Consider the following 16,639-nt stretch of genomic DNA (forward strand, 5'->3'; position numbering starts at 1 on the left):
GCGCGCGCGCTCCCGATGCGCGACACGCGACGGGCGTTCCCTAGGAGTTTTCTTGAGAGCAGCGCGCGCCCGTGCGAGTCTCGCCCCCTGGGACACGCGTCCGTCATCCGGGACGCGCCCCCTGTGATCCGGGTCGAATCATGCCAAAGGAACGCGTGTTCTCCCTCGATGCCGTCCGGACCGACGGCTGGTTCGAGCGCATAGGCGACGGCATCGGCAGCTTCCAGGCGCTCTGTGAGATCGTGGGCGAGGCGTTCTTTGCCTTCTCGATGATTACCGGCGCCCGCATCACGGCGCTCACCGTCGACCGCCGCAACCCGGACAACACGCTCGTCGACTTCGTTATCGCGCCGCCGGGCGAGGAGGAGATCGACGGCGACGTCCAGCGGCTCACGCTCGCCGACTTCCGCCACCGCCTCGTCGGCGCCCTCCTCACGGAGGACACGACGCCGCAGGCCCCCGAGCGCGACACCGACCTCGAGGGCATCCAGCTCCACATCGGCGTCCGCTACCTGCTGCTCGCCCCGCTCTACGGCTACAGCCTCCGCAAGCTCTCCGTCGAGGGGAAGACCTCGCGCCTCCTCCTGCTGCGCGACGGCATCGAGGAGACGCACGAGCTCAACGAGTTCCGCGCCCGCATCCGCTCGCACGTGCGCGACGAGCTCGAGCGCGCCTCGGCCGGCGCGCGCTCCGCCATCGACCTCACCAAGGTCGCGGAGGCCGAGGTCGCCTCGCAGCGCGGCGACTTCCCGAAGGTGATCCAGCTGCTCGGCACCTGGCCGGCGCCGCTCGCGATCTTCCTGCGCACCCCCGAGGGGCAGATGCTCACCCCGGACGCCCGCAGCCTCATCGCCAAGGGGCTCGGCCTGCTCGGCACCGCGTGCGTCAAGCTCGGCGAGGAGCACCAGGGCGAGGAGGTCATGCGCCTCGCGGTCCAGTACGCGCACGACGGGGCCGCGGCCGGCGACATCTTCCGCCGGCTGGGCGAGGCCATGCTCGAAGACGGCCGGGCGGGCGAGGCCATCGGCCCCCTCCGGCGCGCCGCGAACCTCGGCGCCCCGCCGAAGCACATCTGGCCGCTCCTCGCGCGGGCGTTCGTGCACCGCAAGAAGTACGTGGCCGCGCTCGCCTGCGTCCGCGAGGCGCGGAGCGTCGGGGTGCCGGACGCCGAGATGGTCGAGGAAATCCGGGAGATCGAGGACAGCCTGGGTACGGCGCTCACCGCGTGGAGAGGGCTGGTCCTCGTGGCGAACCGCTCCTAGGAGTGCGGCCCCGCCGGTTGACCGCCGGTTGACTGAGCGCCTCCATTGACACCCCCGCGGCGGCCGACTAGATCCGGCGCGGATTAAGCCGGGATCGCTCGGATTTTTGCTGTTTCAGGCAGCAATCGCCGCGTCGCTCTCACCTTGTTGGACTGCATGGTTCGGGGCCGCGGGCCCTGAGGTCTCGCCCGAGACGCCGCGCGCCGCGGCGAGGCGGTCGACCCTCCCCGGGGCCGACCCGTAGGAGTGCTCTCTCGATGGCCACCTACATCCCCTTGTTCCTGCTGTTTCTCGTCGCCGCGGTCATCGCGCTCGCGATGTTCACGCTGACGTCGCTCCTCGGTCCGAGGAACCCGACGCCCGAGAAGATGATGCCGTACGAGTGCGGCAGCGACTCGACGGGCGGGCGATTCGTCAAGCCGAGCGTGAAGTTCTACCTGACGGCGATCCTCTTCGTCGTGTTCGACATCGAGGCGGTGCTCATCTACCCGTGGACGGTCCAGTTCCGCTCCCTGGGGTGGACGGGCCTCGCGACGATGAGCTCGTTCGTCGCGATGCTCGCCGTCGTGCTCGTGTACGTGTGGAAGAAGGGAGCTCTGGAATGGGAGAAGTGAAGGGCGGAGGCCCCTCGACGCGGGTGATGGAGGGCTCCGAGCACGGGTTCGCGACCACGCGCCTGGACGCGTTGCTCAACTGGGCGAAGAAGTACTCCCTGTTCCAGTACCCGTTCGTGACGGCCTGCTGCGGCATGGAATACATGGCCATGGCGAGCCCGCGCTACGACATGGCGCGGTTCGGCGCCGAGGTGCCGCGCTTCTCGCCGCGCCAGGCCGACCTGCTCTGGGTGGTGGGGACCATCAGCCAGCGCCAGGCGCCCGCGCTCCGGCGCATCTACGAGCAGATGGCGGACCCGAAGTGGGTGCTCGCCTTCGGCACGTGCGCCTCGTGCGGCGGCTTCTACGACAACTACACGACCGTCGCCGGCATCGACAAGATCATCCCCTGCGACGTCTACGTGCCGGGGTGCCCGCCGCGCCCCGAGGCGGTGCTCGACGGCCTCTTGCTGCTCCAGGACAAGATCGCGCGCGGCGACCGCGCGCCGGCGATCGTCAAGCCGCGCGAGGACCCGGCGCAGACCGCCGAGCGCCTCGTCACCCTCCAGCGCAAGGAGCGGAGCCAGCCATGAGCAAGAAGGTCCTCGAGATCCTCACGGCGCAGTTCCCCGGCGCCGTCCTGGAGACGCACTCGCAGTTCGGCGACGACACGGCCGTGCTCGACCCGGCGGTGTGGCGCGACGCCGCGCTCTTCCTCCGCAACGACCCGCGGACCCGGATGAACATGTTCGTCGACCTCACGGCGGTCGACTACCTCTGGCGCGGCGACGTGCCCCGCTTCGAGGTGGTCTGCCACCTGCGCTCGCTCGAGAAGAACCACCGCGTCCGGATCAAGGCGCGCGTGGGCGACGAGGAGGGCAACGGCGCCGAGATCGACTCCGTCGTGTCGGTGTGGAAGGGCGCGGACTGGTTCGAGCGCGAGTGTTACGACCTGCTCGGCATCGTCTTCCGTGGGCACCCGGACCTCCGGCGCATCCTGATGTACCCGGAGTTCGTGGGGCACCCGCTGCGCAAGGATTACCCCGCCGACCGCATCCAGCCGCTCATCCCGTTCCGGGAGGTGCCGAACATCGGCAAGCTGCCGCCGTTCGGCCCGGACGAGGGCATGGCCTTCGGCCGCCAGACGCACGACTTCGCGCGGCTCGACCCCGGGACGGGGCCGTCGCTCGAGTCGACCGGCGGGGATGATGCCGCGAACAACGGCAAACCGCAGGGCATCGGCGTGGGTGCGCTGCAGGAGCGGAGCTGACCGATGGAACCCCTGGATCGCGATCTGGACGAGGCCTCGCTCGATCTGCCGAGCGAGCCGATGCTCCTCAACATGGGGCCGTCCCACCCGGCGATGCACGGCACGGTGCGGATCGTGCTCGAGCTGTCGGGCGAGACGATCAACAAGGCCGACGTGCAGATCGGCTACCTGCACCGCGGCTTCGAGAAGATGTGCGAGCGCGGCACGTGGACGCAGGTCTTCCCGTACGTCGACCGGCTCAACTACGTCTCGCCGATGCTCAACAACGTCGGCTTCGCGCTGGCGGTCGAGAAGATGCTCGGCGTCACGGTCCCCGAGCGTTGCCAGTACTACCGCGTGATCCTCGGCGAGCTGGCGCGCATCTGCGATCACATGATCTGCAGCGGCGCCATGGCCATGGAGCTCGGCGCCTTCACGCCGTTCCTCTACCTGTGCCGCGCGCGCGAGATCTTCTGGGAGATCTTCGAGGAGGAGACGGGGGCGCGCCTGACGCACAGCTTCGGCCGCGTCGGCGGCATGGCGCGGCCGCCCACGCCCGACTTCAAGGCGATGGTGCGGGTGGGCCTCGCGCGCGTGCTCACGCTCATCAGCGACGCCGAGAAGCTCATCCTGAAGAACCGCATCTTCCTCGATCGCCTCGACGGCATCGGGCGGATGTCGCAGGAGGACGCCCTCGCGCTCGGCTGGACCGGCGTCGTGCTCCGGGCGACCGGCGTGCCGTACGACGTGCGCCGCGCGAACCCGTACATGGTCTACGACCGCTTCGAGTTCGACGTGCCGGTCGGCACGCGGGGCGACAACTACGACCGGTTCATGTGCCGCCAGGAGGAGATCCGCCAGGCGGCGAGGATCATCGAGCAGGCGCTCGATCAGATGCCCGACGAGGGCCCGATCAACATCGACGATCCGCGCATCGTGCTGCCGCCGAAGGAGGAGGTCTACACCACCATCGAGGCGACCATCCAGCACTTCAAGATCGTGATGGAGGGCATCAAGGTGCCCGCCGGCGAGTGCTACTCGTACACCGAGGCCGGCAACGGCGAGCTCGGCTTCTACCTCGTGTCCGACGGCAGCGGCACGCCCTACCGCGTCCGCATCCGCCCGCCGTGCTTCGCCACGACGCAGGGGCTCTCCCAGCTCATCACCGGGCTGATGATCCCCGACGTCGTGCCGACCTTCGGCTCCCTCAACATGATCGGCGGGGAGTGCGACCACTAGCGACGGCGCTCCCGTCATCGACCTAAGGAAGCTGGGGCGCCCGCGGCCCCGCCGGGAATCGAGAGCACGATGCCTACGATCAAGATCGACGGAAGGGAGATCCCCTTCGAGAGCGGTGACACGATCATCCGGGCGGCGCACCGCGCCGGGATCGACATCCCCCATTACTGCTGGCACCCGGGCCTCAGCGTCGCCGCCAACTGCCGGATGTGCCTGGTCGAGGTGCTGCCGCCGCCCGGGAGGCCGGCGATGAGCCTCGACATCCTCCGGTGGGACGCGGCGAAGCAGGACTACGTGCCGGCGGCCAAGCCGAAGCTCCAGCCGGCCTGCCAGATGGCCTGCGCGAACGGCATGGAGGTGCTGTCCGACGGCAGCGATCACGTGTCCGAGGCGCGCTCGGCGGTGCAGGAGCTCTTGCTCCTGAACCACCCGGTCGACTGCCCGATCTGCGACCAGGCCGGCGAGTGCCGCCTCCAGGACTACTGGCTCGAGCATCAGCGCAAGGGCAAGCGGATGCACCAGGAGCCGGTCCACAAGCCGAAGGCGGTCACCTTCGGCCCGACCATCGTCTACGACGCCGAGCGCTGCATCGTCTGCACGCGGTGCATCCGCGTCTGCAACGAGCTCGCGCAGGATCCGGTGCTCTCGGTCCGCGAGCGCGGCAACCTCGGGGAGATCACGGTCTCGCCGGGGCGCGAGCTCGACCACAACTACACGCTGATGACCGAGCACGTCTGCCCGGTCGGCGCGCTCACGTCGCGCGACTTCCGGTTCAAGGCGCGGGTCTGGTTCCTCCGCAGCGCCCGGACCATCTGCCAGGGCTGCGCGACGGGCTGCAACGCCTACCTCGACTACGATCCGCGCAACAACACGCCGTACCGCCACCGCCCGCGCGAGAACATGGCGGTCAACACGTACTGGATGTGCGACGACGGCATGCTGTCGTACCGGCACGCGGTCGACGGGCGGCTGCTCACGGCGCTCGTCGGCAACGACGACGCGAGCATCGAGGACGCCCTCGCCGCGGCCAAGGAGCAGCTCGGCGGCCACGCCGACGACCCGTCGCGGGTCGCGATCGTCCTGTCGGCCCAGCACTCGAACGAGGACAACTTCGCGCTCTACCACCTCGCCACGACGTACCTCGGCGCGACCGACTTCTTCGTGTCGGGCAGGCCGCTCGGCCAGGGCGACGACATCCTGATCAGCGAGGACAAGAACCCGAACACCCGCGGCGCCGTGCAGATCGCGGCGGTGACCCCGCCGCGCCCTGTCGCGGAGCTGCTCCAGGGGATCGCGTCGGGGCAGTACGCGTACGTCGTCGCCCTCGGGTCGGACCTCGAGGTCGACGCGGGCGAGGCGCAGCGGGCGCTCTCGCGGCTCAAGGGGGTGGTGACGATCGCCGCCCACGAGGGGCCGCTGGCGAAGGCGGCGCGCGTCGCGCTGCCGGCGTGCTCCTGGGCCGAGGCCGAGGGGACGTACGTGAACAGGAAGGGCCTGGCGCAGCGGAGCGAGCGGGCGTTGCTCCCGCACGGCGACGCGCGGCCGGCCTGGGAGCTCATCGGCCGGCTCGGGCGCACGCTCGGGTACGAGACCGGGTGGAAGACCCTCGCCGAGCTGCGCCGCGCGATGCCGCCCGGCGCGGTCGCGGGGGCGGGCGCGCCGGCCGCGGTGCTCGGCGCCGCGCCCCCCGCGCACACCGCGGCGGCGACCGCTGTCGCCGACGGGTCGCGCGTCGAGCCGAAGAAGACGGAGGCCACGGCATGACTGTCGTCGAGCTCGCTCTCGCGATCGTGAAGATTCTCATCGTCGTCATGTTCCTGCTGAACATGGCGGCGATCGCCACCTGGGCCGACCGGCGCCAGGGCGCGATGGTGCAGGACCGCGTCGGTCCGAACCGGGCGGTCGTCTACCTGCCGTCCATGATCGTGCGCGGCGTCGTGTTCTTCCCGCCGGCGCTGCTCGGGGCGCTCGCCGTGTTCACGGCGACGCGCGCGATGCCCGCGCCGGTCGCCGTCGAGGCGCTGGTGATCGGCGCGCAGTTCGCGGTCTTCGTGACCTGGCTCGGCCTGCTCGTGTTCTGCGCGGCGGCCCGCCGGGGCGGCCCGATCAACGCGGCCGAGGAGGCGCTCGCCCGCTTCGACCCCCGCAGCATCTTCTACGCGGGCGTCATGGCGCACGTGCTGGCCTTCTTCGTCACGCAGGCGGTCCCGCTCTCGGCGGCGCCCACCGCCGCGCGGGTCGTGTGCGTGCTGCTCGGCGCGCTGCTCGTCGTGACGGGCGCGTACACCGCGCTGCGCGTGCCCGAGGGCAAGGTGGCGCTGCGCCTGCTCGGCACGCTCCACGCCGCGGCCGACGCGATCAAGATGATCTGGAAGGAGGACTTCATCCCGCCGAAGGGCGATCGGCTCCTCCACTCGCTCGCGCCGCTGCTCGCGATGTTCCCGGCGCTCGTGACGTTCGCGGTCATCCCCTTCGGCGACAAGCTCTGCTTCGAGGACAACGGCGACGGGGTCTTCGGCTTCGCCGACCTGCCGCTCCTCAAGCGGACGGTCGACCAGGCGTTCACGTGCGGCGGCCACGTCGCGAGCCTCCAGGTCGCCGACCTCAACGTCGGCATCCTCTACATCTTCGCGATGGCGGGCACCGGCATCATCGGCGCGGCGCTCGCCGGTTGGGCGAGCGACAACAAGTTCTCGCTGCTCGGCGGCCTGCGCGCCGCGAGCCAGATGGTCAGCTACGAGGTCGCGATGGGCCTCAGCGTCGTCGGGCTGTTCATGATCTACAGCAGCGTCCGGCTCGGCGACATGGTGCAGTGGCAGGCCGAGCACGCGTGGGGGATCTTCGTCCAGCCGTTCGCGTTCTTCCTGTTCCTCGCGGCCCTCGCGGCCGAGACGAAGCGCATCCCGTTCGACCAGCCCGAGGGCGAGAGCGAGATCGTCTCCGGCTACTTCGTCGAGTACTCCGGGATGAAGTTCGGCATGTTCATGACGGGCGAGTACGTGGAGCTCATCACGTCGAGCGCGCTCCTCGTGACGCTCTTCTTCGGCGGCTACCACCTGCCGTTCCTGGACCGCGACGGCATCAACGTCGTCTTCGGCGAGACGGTGCTGTTCCAGTACAAGATGACCCACCTCGCCGTGAGCCTGACGTACGCCCTCGCGTTCTTCGGCAAGACGATCCTCATGACGTGGGTGCAGGTCTTCTTCCGCTGGACGCTGCCGCGCTTCCGTTACGACCAGGTGATGCGGCTCGGGTGGACGAAGCTCCTGCCGCTCACGCTCGTCAACATGATGGTGACGGGCATCGTGGTGCTGGCCGTCGACTCGGCGCCCGAGGGGCTCCGCAGCGGCCTCCAGGTCGCCGCGGACGTCTCCCACGCGGTCGTCGCCGTCGGCGGGTTCGCGGCGGTCGTGGCGCTGATCGCCGGTCTCCTCGAGCCGATCGATCGCCAGCGCACCCTCGCTTCAACCTCTGCCCGGTTCGCCGCCGCGGCGGGGGGCACCAAGGCGTCGCCGCAGCAGGCGTAGAGGAGGATCCCATGGCGAAAGCTACCCCGAGCAACCCCTGGACGAAGCCGGCCGGCCGGCCCGTCGTCGGCAAGCCGGTGCCGCGTCCTGTCCGGAGCGCCGACGTGCAGGCCTACATCCCCGAGATCGTCAAGGGGCTGGGGATCACGATGCGGCACTTCTTCAAGAACACGAAGGAGATGGTGCTCGGCCAGAAGCCCGACCCGGTGCTCCACTCGCTCGAGCCGGGGGTGACGACGATCAGCTACCCCGAGGAGAAGCGCCCCTACCCGGAGCGCTTCCGGGGCATCCACCGGCTCACGCTGCGCGACGACAACTCGCCCCGCTGCGTCGCGTGCCTCTGCTGCTCGACCGCGTGTCCGGCGCAGTGCATCGCGATCGAGCCGGCCGAGTACCCCGAGGGCGATCGGCGGCAAGGCTACGAGCGGTACCCGAGCAGCTTCGTCATCGACGAGCTCCGCTGCATCTTCTGCGGCTACTGCGTCGAGGCGTGCCCCGTCGACGCCATCCGCATGGACACGGGGCTCCACGCGGTGCCCTACGACTCGCGCGAGCAGTTCATCTACCGGCGCGATCTCCTCATGAGCCTGTCCGATCGCGAGGGCTCGCGCCTGACGGCGAACAGGCGCCACGAGCCGGGCGACCCGACGCACCCCGGCCTGTCGCGCGAAGCCGCGGATCACTGAGCCAGCCTCGCCCGGGGGGGCCTCTCGCCGGGGCGTGGTTCTGCTAGAAGAGCGGGCCATGGCGACGACGTACGGCTCCTTCGAGGCGGTCATCGGGCTCGAGGTCCACGCGCAGCTCCTCACCCGCACCAAGGCGTTCTGCGGCTGCGCGACAAGCTTCGGCGACCCGCCGAACACGCACACCTGCCCTGTCTGCCTCGGCCTGCCGGGCGCGCTCCCGGTGCTGAACCGCGAGGCGGTCCGGATGGCGGTGAGCGCCGCGCTCGCGCTCGGCTGCGCCGTCCAGGAGAGCAGCATCTTCGCGAGGAAGAACTACTTCTACCCGGACCTCCCCAAGGGCTTCCAGCTCAGCCAGTACGACCGGCCGCTCGCGCTGCGCGGCGTGCTCGAGATCGAGACCGAGGCGGGGAAGCGGCGGGCCGGGATCACGCGCGTCCACATGGAGGAGGACGCCGGCAAGAACCTCCACGGCCTCGGGGGCCTGTCGGTCGTCGATCTCAACCGCGCCGGCACGCCGCTCATCGAGATCGTCGGCGAGCCCGACCTCCGCTCGGGCGTCGAGGCGGCCGAGTACCTGAAGCGGCTGCGCGAGATCCTGATGTTCATCGGCGTGAACGACGGCAACCTCGAGCAGGGCAGCTTCCGCTGCGACGCCAACGTCTCGGTCCGCAAGGTCGGGGAGACGAAGCTCGGCACGCGCACCGAGCTCAAGAACATCAACTCGTTCCGCTTCGTCGTCGAGGCGATCGACCTCGAGATCCGCCGGCAGATCGCGCTCATCGAGCAGGGCGGCCGGGTGCGGCAGCAGACCCGCGGGTACAACGCGGAGAAGAAGGAGACGTACCTCCTCCGCGACAAGGAGAACGAGTCCGGCTACCGCTACTTCCCCGAGCCGGACCTGCCGCCGCTCGTCGTGGACGAGGCGTTCCTCGCCGAGGTGCGCGCCGCGCTCCCGGAGCCGCCGGCCGACAAGCGCCGCCGCTTCGCCGAGGCGCTCGGGCTCACCCCGTACGCGGCGTCGGTCCTGAGCGGCCACCCGCAGATCGCGGCGTTCTTCGAGGAGGCGGCGCGCCTCCACGGCGACGCGGTGAAGGTCGCGAACTTCGTCCAGGGCGAGGTGCTGCGCGACACCCGCACCACGGGCCTGTCCGCCGCGTTCCCGGTCTCCCCGGCGCAGGTGGCCGCGCTGCTCCGCCTCGTCGACGAGGGGGCGATCAGCGGCAAGCAGGCCAAGGAGGTGTACACGGAGATGGCCGGCACCGACCGGGCGCCCGGCGACATCGTCCGCGACAAGGGGATGGCCGTGATGAGCGACGCCGGCGCGATCGAGGCGATCGCCGCGTCGATCATCGCCGCGAACGAGAAGCAGGCGGCGGCGTACCGCGCCGGCAAGACCGCGCTGCTCGGCTTCTTCGTCGGGCAGATCATGAAGAAGACGGGGGGCAGCGCGAACCCGGCCGTCGTGAACGATGTCCTCAAGCGCCTGCTCGAGGGCGCCCCCGTCGCCGGCGCCTGATCCGCCCGGCGACCTGGAGATCCGAGGCATGGCCAGCGCTCTTCCCCTCGACGCCCTCCGCTTCCCCCTCCGGGCCGCCGGCTTCGTCGGCCTCACCTTCGGCATGTACGGCCTGCTCGAGATCGACACCGCGCTCTCCAGCGCGCCCGATCGCGAGGTGGTCCTCCACACATGGATGCGCCGCTACGGGCGCGCGCTCCTGAAGCTGTACGGCCTCGACGTGCGCGCCGGCGGCCTCGTCCAGGCGGAGCCGGCGCAAGGTCCCACCGGAGGCGCGGTCGACCCCGCCATGGCGAGCGGGACGTACTACCCCGGCCGCGATCCAGCGGGCCTCGGGCGGCTGTTCGTGATGAATCACCGCTCCGCGCTCGACATCATGGTCACGCTCGCCTTCTTCGAGGCGACCGTCGTGAGCCGCGCCGACCTCGCCGCCTGGCCGGTCATCGGCATGGCGGCGCGCCGCGTCGGAACGCTCTTCGTCGACCGATCGAGCAAGCGGAGCGGCTCCGCGGTCGTGCAGGCGATGTCCACCGCGCTCAGGCGCGGCCGTGGTGTGATGGTCTACCCCGAGGGGACCACCTTCTCCGGAGATGAGGTGCGGCCGTTCCGCGCGGGCGGCTTCACCGCGGCGTGCCGCGTCGGGGCGGAGATCGTCCCTGTCGGGCTCGCGTACGGCGGCGACGGTTCCTCCTACGCGGACGAGTCGCTCGTGGCGCACATGGCCCGGGTGAGCCGTGCGCGACGTATCCCCGCGGCGATCGAGGTCGGCGCGCCCATCGCCACGGCAGGCCAGGACGTCGGCGCGGTCCGTGACGAGTCGCATCGGGCCGTCCAGACGCTTGTCCACCGCGCCCGCGCGCGGCTCAGCGCCGACGGTTAGGCGTCGCTCTCTGTTCCTACGCCGCTGGCTTCTGTGATCGGCCCTCGCTACGATGCGGCCGCCGGCGACCATCATGGAGCGTGAAGGCCATCCCAGCGAGACCGCCATGGCATGGCAGGTCGTGAATCATCCCCGCGGTGGGGCGATCCATAATGAGCTGATGTTCCTGGCGGACGCGAGCGAGCAGCTCACCGGATCGCTTGATCCGCACACGATCCTCGAGCGGCTCGCGCGCCTGTCGGTGCCCTACCTCGCGGACTGGTGCACGGTCGACCTGATCGAGCGCGGCACCGCCGACGCCATGGGCCTCATCGGCTCCGTGCCGCCGCCGCCGCCGTCGCCGTCCGAAGCCGGCGGCCCGCCGTTCGCGCCCGGGGTGAGCGCGCTCGACGTCACGCCCGCGCCGGGGATCCACGCGCAGCGGCGCCAGCGCGCCGCGGCCGAGGCGGCGGGCTCCGAGCGCGCGGAGCCTGCGGGCGCGCCGAAGCCCCGGTTCTGCCGGGTCGCGGCGAGGCACGTGAACCCCGAGCGCGAGGGGCTCCTGCGCGCGATCTCGCCCGACGCCGAGGAGCGCCTCGGCATCGCCAAGGTGCTGCACAGCGGCGAGTCCGAGCTCCTGCACGAGCTCGACGGCGATCAGGGCGAGGGGGCCGTCGAGCGCGCCGCCGCGCTGGAGCAGCTCGGCACGCGCTCGGCCATGGCGGTGCCGCTCATCGCGCGCGGCCGCAAGCTCGGCGTGCTCTCGTTCGGCGTCTCCGAGTCGAACCGCATCTACTCCGCGGACGACCTCGTGCTCGCGGCCGAGCTCGCGCACCGCGTCGCGCTGGCGCTCGACAACGCCTATCTCTACCGGAAGGCGGAGGAGGCGCGCCAGTCGGCGGAGCGGAGCGCGGATCGCGCCGCCTGGCTCTTCGCGGTCACGGCCGCGCTGTCCGACGCGATCACGCCGCCCGCGGTGCTCCGCGTGCTCGCGAGCGACGTCGTCGCGGCCGCCGGCGCGATGACGGGCATGGTGGCGCTGCGCGCCGGGCTCGGCGGCGAGCTCGAGACGGTGCGCTCGACGGGGTACCTCGAGGCGCAGATCGCGCGCTTCAAGATGTTCGATCTCAGCGCGGAGCTGCCGCTCGCGCGCGCGGTCCGCGAGCGGCAGCCGATCTTCCTCGAGTCGGACGGGCGCTTCCGCGAGTTCGAGCCGGGCTTCGCGTCCTGCTGCGACGCGACGGGCGAGCGCGCGTACGCCGCGATCCCGCTCTTCCTCGAGGGGCGCGTGCTCGGGGCCGTGGGCTTCGGCTTCTCGGCGCCGCAGTCGTTCTCCGAGGACGATCGGGCGTTCATGCTCGCGCTGGTCCAGCAGAGCGCGCAGGCGCTCGAGCGGGCGCGCCTCTCCGCGTTGCAGACGGAGGAGGCGATGCACCTCTCGCACGAGGTGCTCAAGCAGATGCCCGAGGCGATCCTCGTCACGGACGTCGAGGGCAACATCCGGTACTGGATGGGCGAGGCCGAGTCGATCTTCGGCTACCTCTCCGAGGAGATCGTCGGCAAGAGCATGGCGCTCCTGCACCGCGACGACGTCCGCGAGGAGACCACGCGCCGGATCCTCCAGCAGATCGAGGACGCGCGCACCTTCGTCGGCGATGTCCCGTGCGTGCGGCGCGACGGCTCCGAGGTGCCGATCGAGGTGACGGCGTACGCGGTGCACGACCAGGAGGGGCGCCCGCTGTTCCTCGTCGGCATCCACCGCGACATCACGGATCGCAAGCGGGCCGAGGAGGAGCGCGCGCGCCTGATCCGGGTGCAGGCGGCGCGCGCCGAGGCCGAGGAGGCGGCGCGGCGCTTCGCCTTCCTGGCCGAGCTCAGCACGGCGCTCGCCGCGTCGCTCGACTTCACGGCCACGCTCCAGTCGCTCGCGCGGCTCGCGCTCCCGGTGCTCGCCGATTTCTGCCTTGTGGACATCGACGACGGCCTCGGCCTGCGCCACGTCGCGGTCGCGCACGTGAGCCCGCTGAAGGAGCCGCTCCTCCGGTACTTCCACCCGAGCCGCGTCGACGGCGAGCCGGGCCCGGTGGCGCGCGTGCTGCGCACGGGCCGGTCGGAGCTCTACGCCGACGTGCGCGGGGACGTGCTCCTGCACGACGCGATGACGAGCGAGGAGGCGGCGGCCAACCGGGCGCTCGCGCCGCTCTCCTACCTCGTCGTGGCGCTCCGGGCGCGCGGGCGGATCCTCGGCGCGATCTCGCTCGTCTCGTCGGAGTCCGGCCGGTTCTTCGAGCGGCCCGACGTCGCCTTCGCCGAGGAGGTCGCGCACCGCGCCGCGCTCGCGCTCGACAACGCGCGTCTGTACCGCGAGGTGCAGGACGCCAACCGGCTGAAGGACGAGTTCCTCGGGACGGTGTCGCACGAGCTGCGCACGCCGCTCAACGCGATCCTCGGCTGGGCGCGGATGATGCAGGCGGGCTCGCTCGATCGGGTCGCGGAGACGCGCGCGCTGTCGGCGATCGAGCGCAACGCCGAGCACCAGGTGACGCTCATCGACGAGCTGCTCGACGCGTCGCAGGTCGTGACGGGCACGCTCAAGATCGAGCGGCTCGCGGTGGAGCTGACGTTGCCGGTGCAGACGGCGGTCGAGTCGATCCTCCCCTCTGCCGCCGGCAAGGGCGTGGCGATCGAGACGAAGCTCGACCCGGAGGGCGTGTTCGTGGAGGGCGATCCGGCGCGGCTCCAGCAGGTCGTGTGGCACCTGCTGTCGAACGCGGTGAAGTTCGCGCGCCCCGGGGGTCTGGTGCAGGTGCAGCTCTCGCAGGACGAGCGCTTCGCCGAGATCCGGGTGACCGACGACGGGGAGGGGATCTCGGCGGACGTGCTCCCGCACGTCTTCGAGCGTTTCCGGCACGAGGACGGCGGCATCGGGCGCCGGCACGGCGGCCTCGGCCTCGGGCTGTCGATCGTGCGGCACCTCGTGGGGCTGCACGGCGGCACGGTGCGCATGACGAGCCCCGGCCCTGGCCGCGGGACGACGTGCGCGATGCAGCTGCCGCTGTCGACGGGCGCCACGGCGACGGCGCTGACGAGCGCGGGCATCGCGCCCGATCCGCGCAACCCGTTCCCGCGGCTGACCGGCGTGCGCGTGCTCATCGCGGACGACGATCCCGACACGCTCGCGATGCTCTCGGCGGTGCTCCGGCGCTGCGGGGCCGAGGTCAGCACGGCGACCTCGAGCGCCGAGGCGCTCAGGCTGCTGGAGACGTCGGAGCCGGCGCTGCTCGTCGTCGACATCGGGATGCCTGGCGAGGACGGGTACTCGTTGATCCGGAAGGTGCGGGATCTGCTGCCGCGCAAGGTGGGTCGGACGCCGGCGCTGGCGCTGACGGCGTACGCGCGGACCGAGGACCGGGTGCGGGCGCTCGTGGCCGGCTACCAGATGCACGTGCCCAAGCCGATCGAGCCGATCGAGCTGGCGGCGGCGGTGAAGAGCCTTGCGACGGGGCTCTTGCCCTGGTCGCGGGACGAGTGACGGGGGCTCCAGGGGTCGCGCGTCGGGGTCGGGGTGTGCGCGGCAGCGCGCCGGGGGGCGCTCGGCCATCCGCCAGGACGGGGGCGGGGGAGCTTACGCTGAGAACACCGCCCGGCATGTCTCACTTCGGGCCATGCCTCCTGGGACGTCTCGTTGCGCGCCACAGGAGGCACGCCTGAGACGTGGAGCCCGCTCGGCGCCGCCGCGGGCGCTGGTCATGCGACGGAGCATGGACGCCTTGAACCTCCACGGAGGTGCGATGACGCTGCACGCCTGCCCGTGGCACGTGTCGTGTTTGCTCCATGGCGAGCGTGTGACCGGACCGCGATCGATCGCAGGGCGCCTGGAAGGGGCGCAACGCCGCCGAGAATCGACCTGAGTTCAGCGCGGCTGACGCGGCGCGGTCTGTTCCTGGCGCACTGGTTCCGGTGCGAAAGGGCGCGAGAGAGTCTTATGTCAAAGCTGGAGGCGCACACACCCGCCGGCGCTGGTGTGGCGATCAATGGCAAGTACAAGCTCGTCGAGAAGATCGGCGAGGGCGCCATGGGCTCCGTCTGGTCGGCGGTCAACCTCGCCACAGGGCGCGAGGTGGCGCTCAAGCGGATGATCCGCGCGGAGCCGGAGCTCCGGGTCCGGCTCGAGCGGGAGGCGCGAAGCTGCGGAGCGCTCCAGCACCGGAACATCGTGGATGTCTATGACATGGCCGAGACGGACGCCGGCGATCCGTTCCTTGTGATGCAGCTGCTCTCGGGCGAGACGCTGGCCGAGCTGTTGCTGCGCAGGCGTCGTGTCGAGCCGGAGATCGGCGCGGCTATCGGCAGAGACGTCGCGAGGGGCCTCGCGGCGGCGCACGAGCTCCACATCGTCCATCGGGATCTGAAGCCCTCGAACATCTTCTTGCACCGGGAGACCGGCGTGGAGGGGTGGGTCGTCAAGGTGCTGGACTTCGGTGTCGCCAAGAACCTGTCGATCAACGACGGACTCCACACCATTCCAGGTGGGATGGTCGGATCTCCGCTGTACATGAGCCCGGAGCAGGTCAAGGCGGACAGGACCATCGATCATCGCACCGATATCTGGACGCTCGGCGTCGTGCTGTTCGAGATGCTCACCGGGGAGCCGCCATTCCGCGGGGACGCCGCGGAGGTCTTCGCGGGGATCCTGAGCGGTGAGATCCCCACCCTGGCGCGGACCCTGTGGCGCGTGGACCGGCGGCTCGTCGACATCGTCGCCCGCTGCATGCGGAGAAACCGCGAGGAGCGGTTCGGGACCGCGGCGGAAGTGGCAGAGCTGCTCGACCGGATCGCGACGGCACGAGGAGCGCTCCCCTCGGCGCCAGGGAGGACGCGCGATGCGCCAGAGGCGGCGCCGCCGCAGAGCATCGCGCGAAGTCCGCTCTCGACGCCGCCCTCCTCGCGGACCTCGGGCGCCGACGGTACCGCGAGCGCCACGGACACCGACAAGGCCACTCCGAGCCACCGGCGGGACCCTGAGAGCTCGACAACACCGCTGGTCACGAGCTCGTCCCAGGTGAACCTCGCCGTCAGGGCCATCCCGCCCGGAGCGCCTGAGCCGCCACGACAGGACGTGAGCCCGAGGTGGAATACAAGGGTTGCGGCCGCAGCCGCGGCGGTTGCGTTGACCGGGCTCCTCGCGGTGGCGCTGGCCTTACCGGGGAGACGTGCGCATCGCCCTCCTGAGCTTCGCGCGTTGGTGTCCGAGCCTGGCGTCACGGCATCGAGCCCACCGGCGCTGGCCTCGCCGGGCCCGGCGCGCGCCGACGGAAGCACAGGGCGGATGTCGGCGGATGGAGCGAGCCTCAAGCCTGAACCGCCTGCGCCTGTCCCGACATCCAAGCAGCGCGTGGACGCACCGTCTGCTGGCACGAGCACCCAGAAGCCGCTTTCGCCCCGCCAGCCTTCGAATAGACAGCCGAAGGCCGAGCCTTGCGCGGGGAAGAAGGGATTCCTGCGGGTCCTCTGTCTGGACAACGAAAAGCGAGGGCGCAGCCCCTAGGAGCCGCAGTGATGGGAAGCGGTGAGCTCCAGGCGGAAGCGCTCTGGCGGGCCTCCTGGGCCTGTCGCACTGCAGGGGTCGGCGCCGCGGCGCGATGGCCGAGACGGCGGTGCTCCTGCGCCTCCCGAGCCCCCTCATGAATCCATGTCATCGACGCGCA

12 protein-coding genes are annotated in these 16,639 nt (G+C 71.1%); all 12 read left to right on the top strand.

The genetic code is table 11. The annotated features are described in order from the left end of the window. Window positions 1–140: 140 nt before the first annotated feature. The 12 genes from WME75_RS03135 (at window position 141) to WME75_RS03190 (ending at window position 16,479) form a co-directional block, all read left to right on the top strand. Window positions 141–1,262, top strand: a complete 1,122-nt coding sequence (locus WME75_RS03135) for a hypothetical protein (RefSeq protein WP_437486267.1) — start codon at window positions 141–143, stop codon at window positions 1,260–1,262. A 257-nt stretch (window positions 1,263–1,519) separates the two neighbouring features. Further along, the gene (locus WME75_RS03140) at window positions 1,520–1,876 is read left to right on the top strand and encodes an NADH-quinone oxidoreductase subunit A (RefSeq protein WP_437486269.1); all 357 of its coding nucleotides are present in this window, start codon (window positions 1,520–1,522) and stop codon (window positions 1,874–1,876) included. Between the two features lie 26 nt (window positions 1,877–1,902). Continuing rightward, window positions 1,903–2,448 (top strand): NADH-quinone oxidoreductase subunit B, encoded by a 546-nt coding sequence (locus WME75_RS03145; protein WP_437494735.1) that lies wholly within the window; start codon window positions 1,903–1,905, stop codon window positions 2,446–2,448. Further along, window positions 2,445–3,125 carry an NADH-quinone oxidoreductase subunit C gene (locus WME75_RS03150; RefSeq protein WP_437486271.1) on the top strand — a complete coding sequence of 227 codons (681 nt, stop codon included), beginning with the start codon at window positions 2,445–2,447 and terminating at the stop codon, window positions 3,123–3,125. Before WME75_RS03145 ends, WME75_RS03150 begins: the two co-directional genes overlap by 4 nt. A gap of 3 nt (window positions 3,126–3,128) precedes the next feature. After that, on the top strand, window positions 3,129–4,343 hold the full coding sequence (locus tag WME75_RS03155) for an NADH-quinone oxidoreductase subunit D (protein WP_437486273.1): 1,215 nt from the start codon (window positions 3,129–3,131) through the stop codon (window positions 4,341–4,343). Window positions 4,344–4,412: 69 nt separating this feature from the next. After that, the gene (locus WME75_RS03160; protein ID WP_437486275.1) at window positions 4,413–6,107 is read left to right on the top strand and encodes a 2Fe-2S iron-sulfur cluster-binding protein; all 1,695 of its coding nucleotides are present in this window, start codon (window positions 4,413–4,415) and stop codon (window positions 6,105–6,107) included. Beyond that, window positions 6,104–7,870, top strand: coding sequence for a complex I subunit 1/NuoH family protein (locus WME75_RS03165; protein ID WP_437486277.1), 1,767 nt, complete (start codon window positions 6,104–6,106; stop codon window positions 7,868–7,870). The genes WME75_RS03160 and WME75_RS03165 overlap by 4 nt, the downstream gene beginning before the upstream one ends. Before the next feature lie 11 nt (window positions 7,871–7,881). After that, window positions 7,882–8,556 (top strand): NuoI/complex I 23 kDa subunit family protein, encoded by a 675-nt coding sequence (locus WME75_RS03170; RefSeq protein WP_437486279.1) that lies wholly within the window; start codon window positions 7,882–7,884, stop codon window positions 8,554–8,556. A 58-nt stretch (window positions 8,557–8,614) separates the two neighbouring features. Then, window positions 8,615–10,072 carry an Asp-tRNA(Asn)/Glu-tRNA(Gln) amidotransferase subunit GatB gene (gatB, locus tag WME75_RS03175; protein WP_437486281.1) on the top strand — a complete coding sequence of 486 codons (1,458 nt, stop codon included), beginning with the start codon at window positions 8,615–8,617 and terminating at the stop codon, window positions 10,070–10,072. Window positions 10,073–10,100: 28 nt separating this feature from the next. Continuing rightward, entirely contained in the window at window positions 10,101–10,952 is an 852-nt protein-coding gene (locus WME75_RS03180; protein WP_437486283.1) for a lysophospholipid acyltransferase family protein, read from the top strand. Between the two features lie 121 nt (window positions 10,953–11,073). Next, complete coding sequence (locus WME75_RS03185) at window positions 11,074–14,463, top strand: GAF domain-containing protein (protein ID WP_437486286.1); 3,390 nt, start codon at window positions 11,074–11,076, stop codon at window positions 14,461–14,463. Between the two features lie 453 nt (window positions 14,464–14,916). Next, on the top strand, window positions 14,917–16,479 hold the full coding sequence (locus WME75_RS03190; protein WP_437486288.1) for a serine/threonine protein kinase: 1,563 nt from the start codon (window positions 14,917–14,919) through the stop codon (window positions 16,477–16,479). Window positions 16,480–16,639: the final 160 nt, after the last annotated feature.

The organism is Sorangium sp. So ce1014, assembly GCF_051521505.1.
Lineage (GTDB): Bacteria > Myxococcota_A > Polyangia > Polyangiales > Polyangiaceae > Sorangium.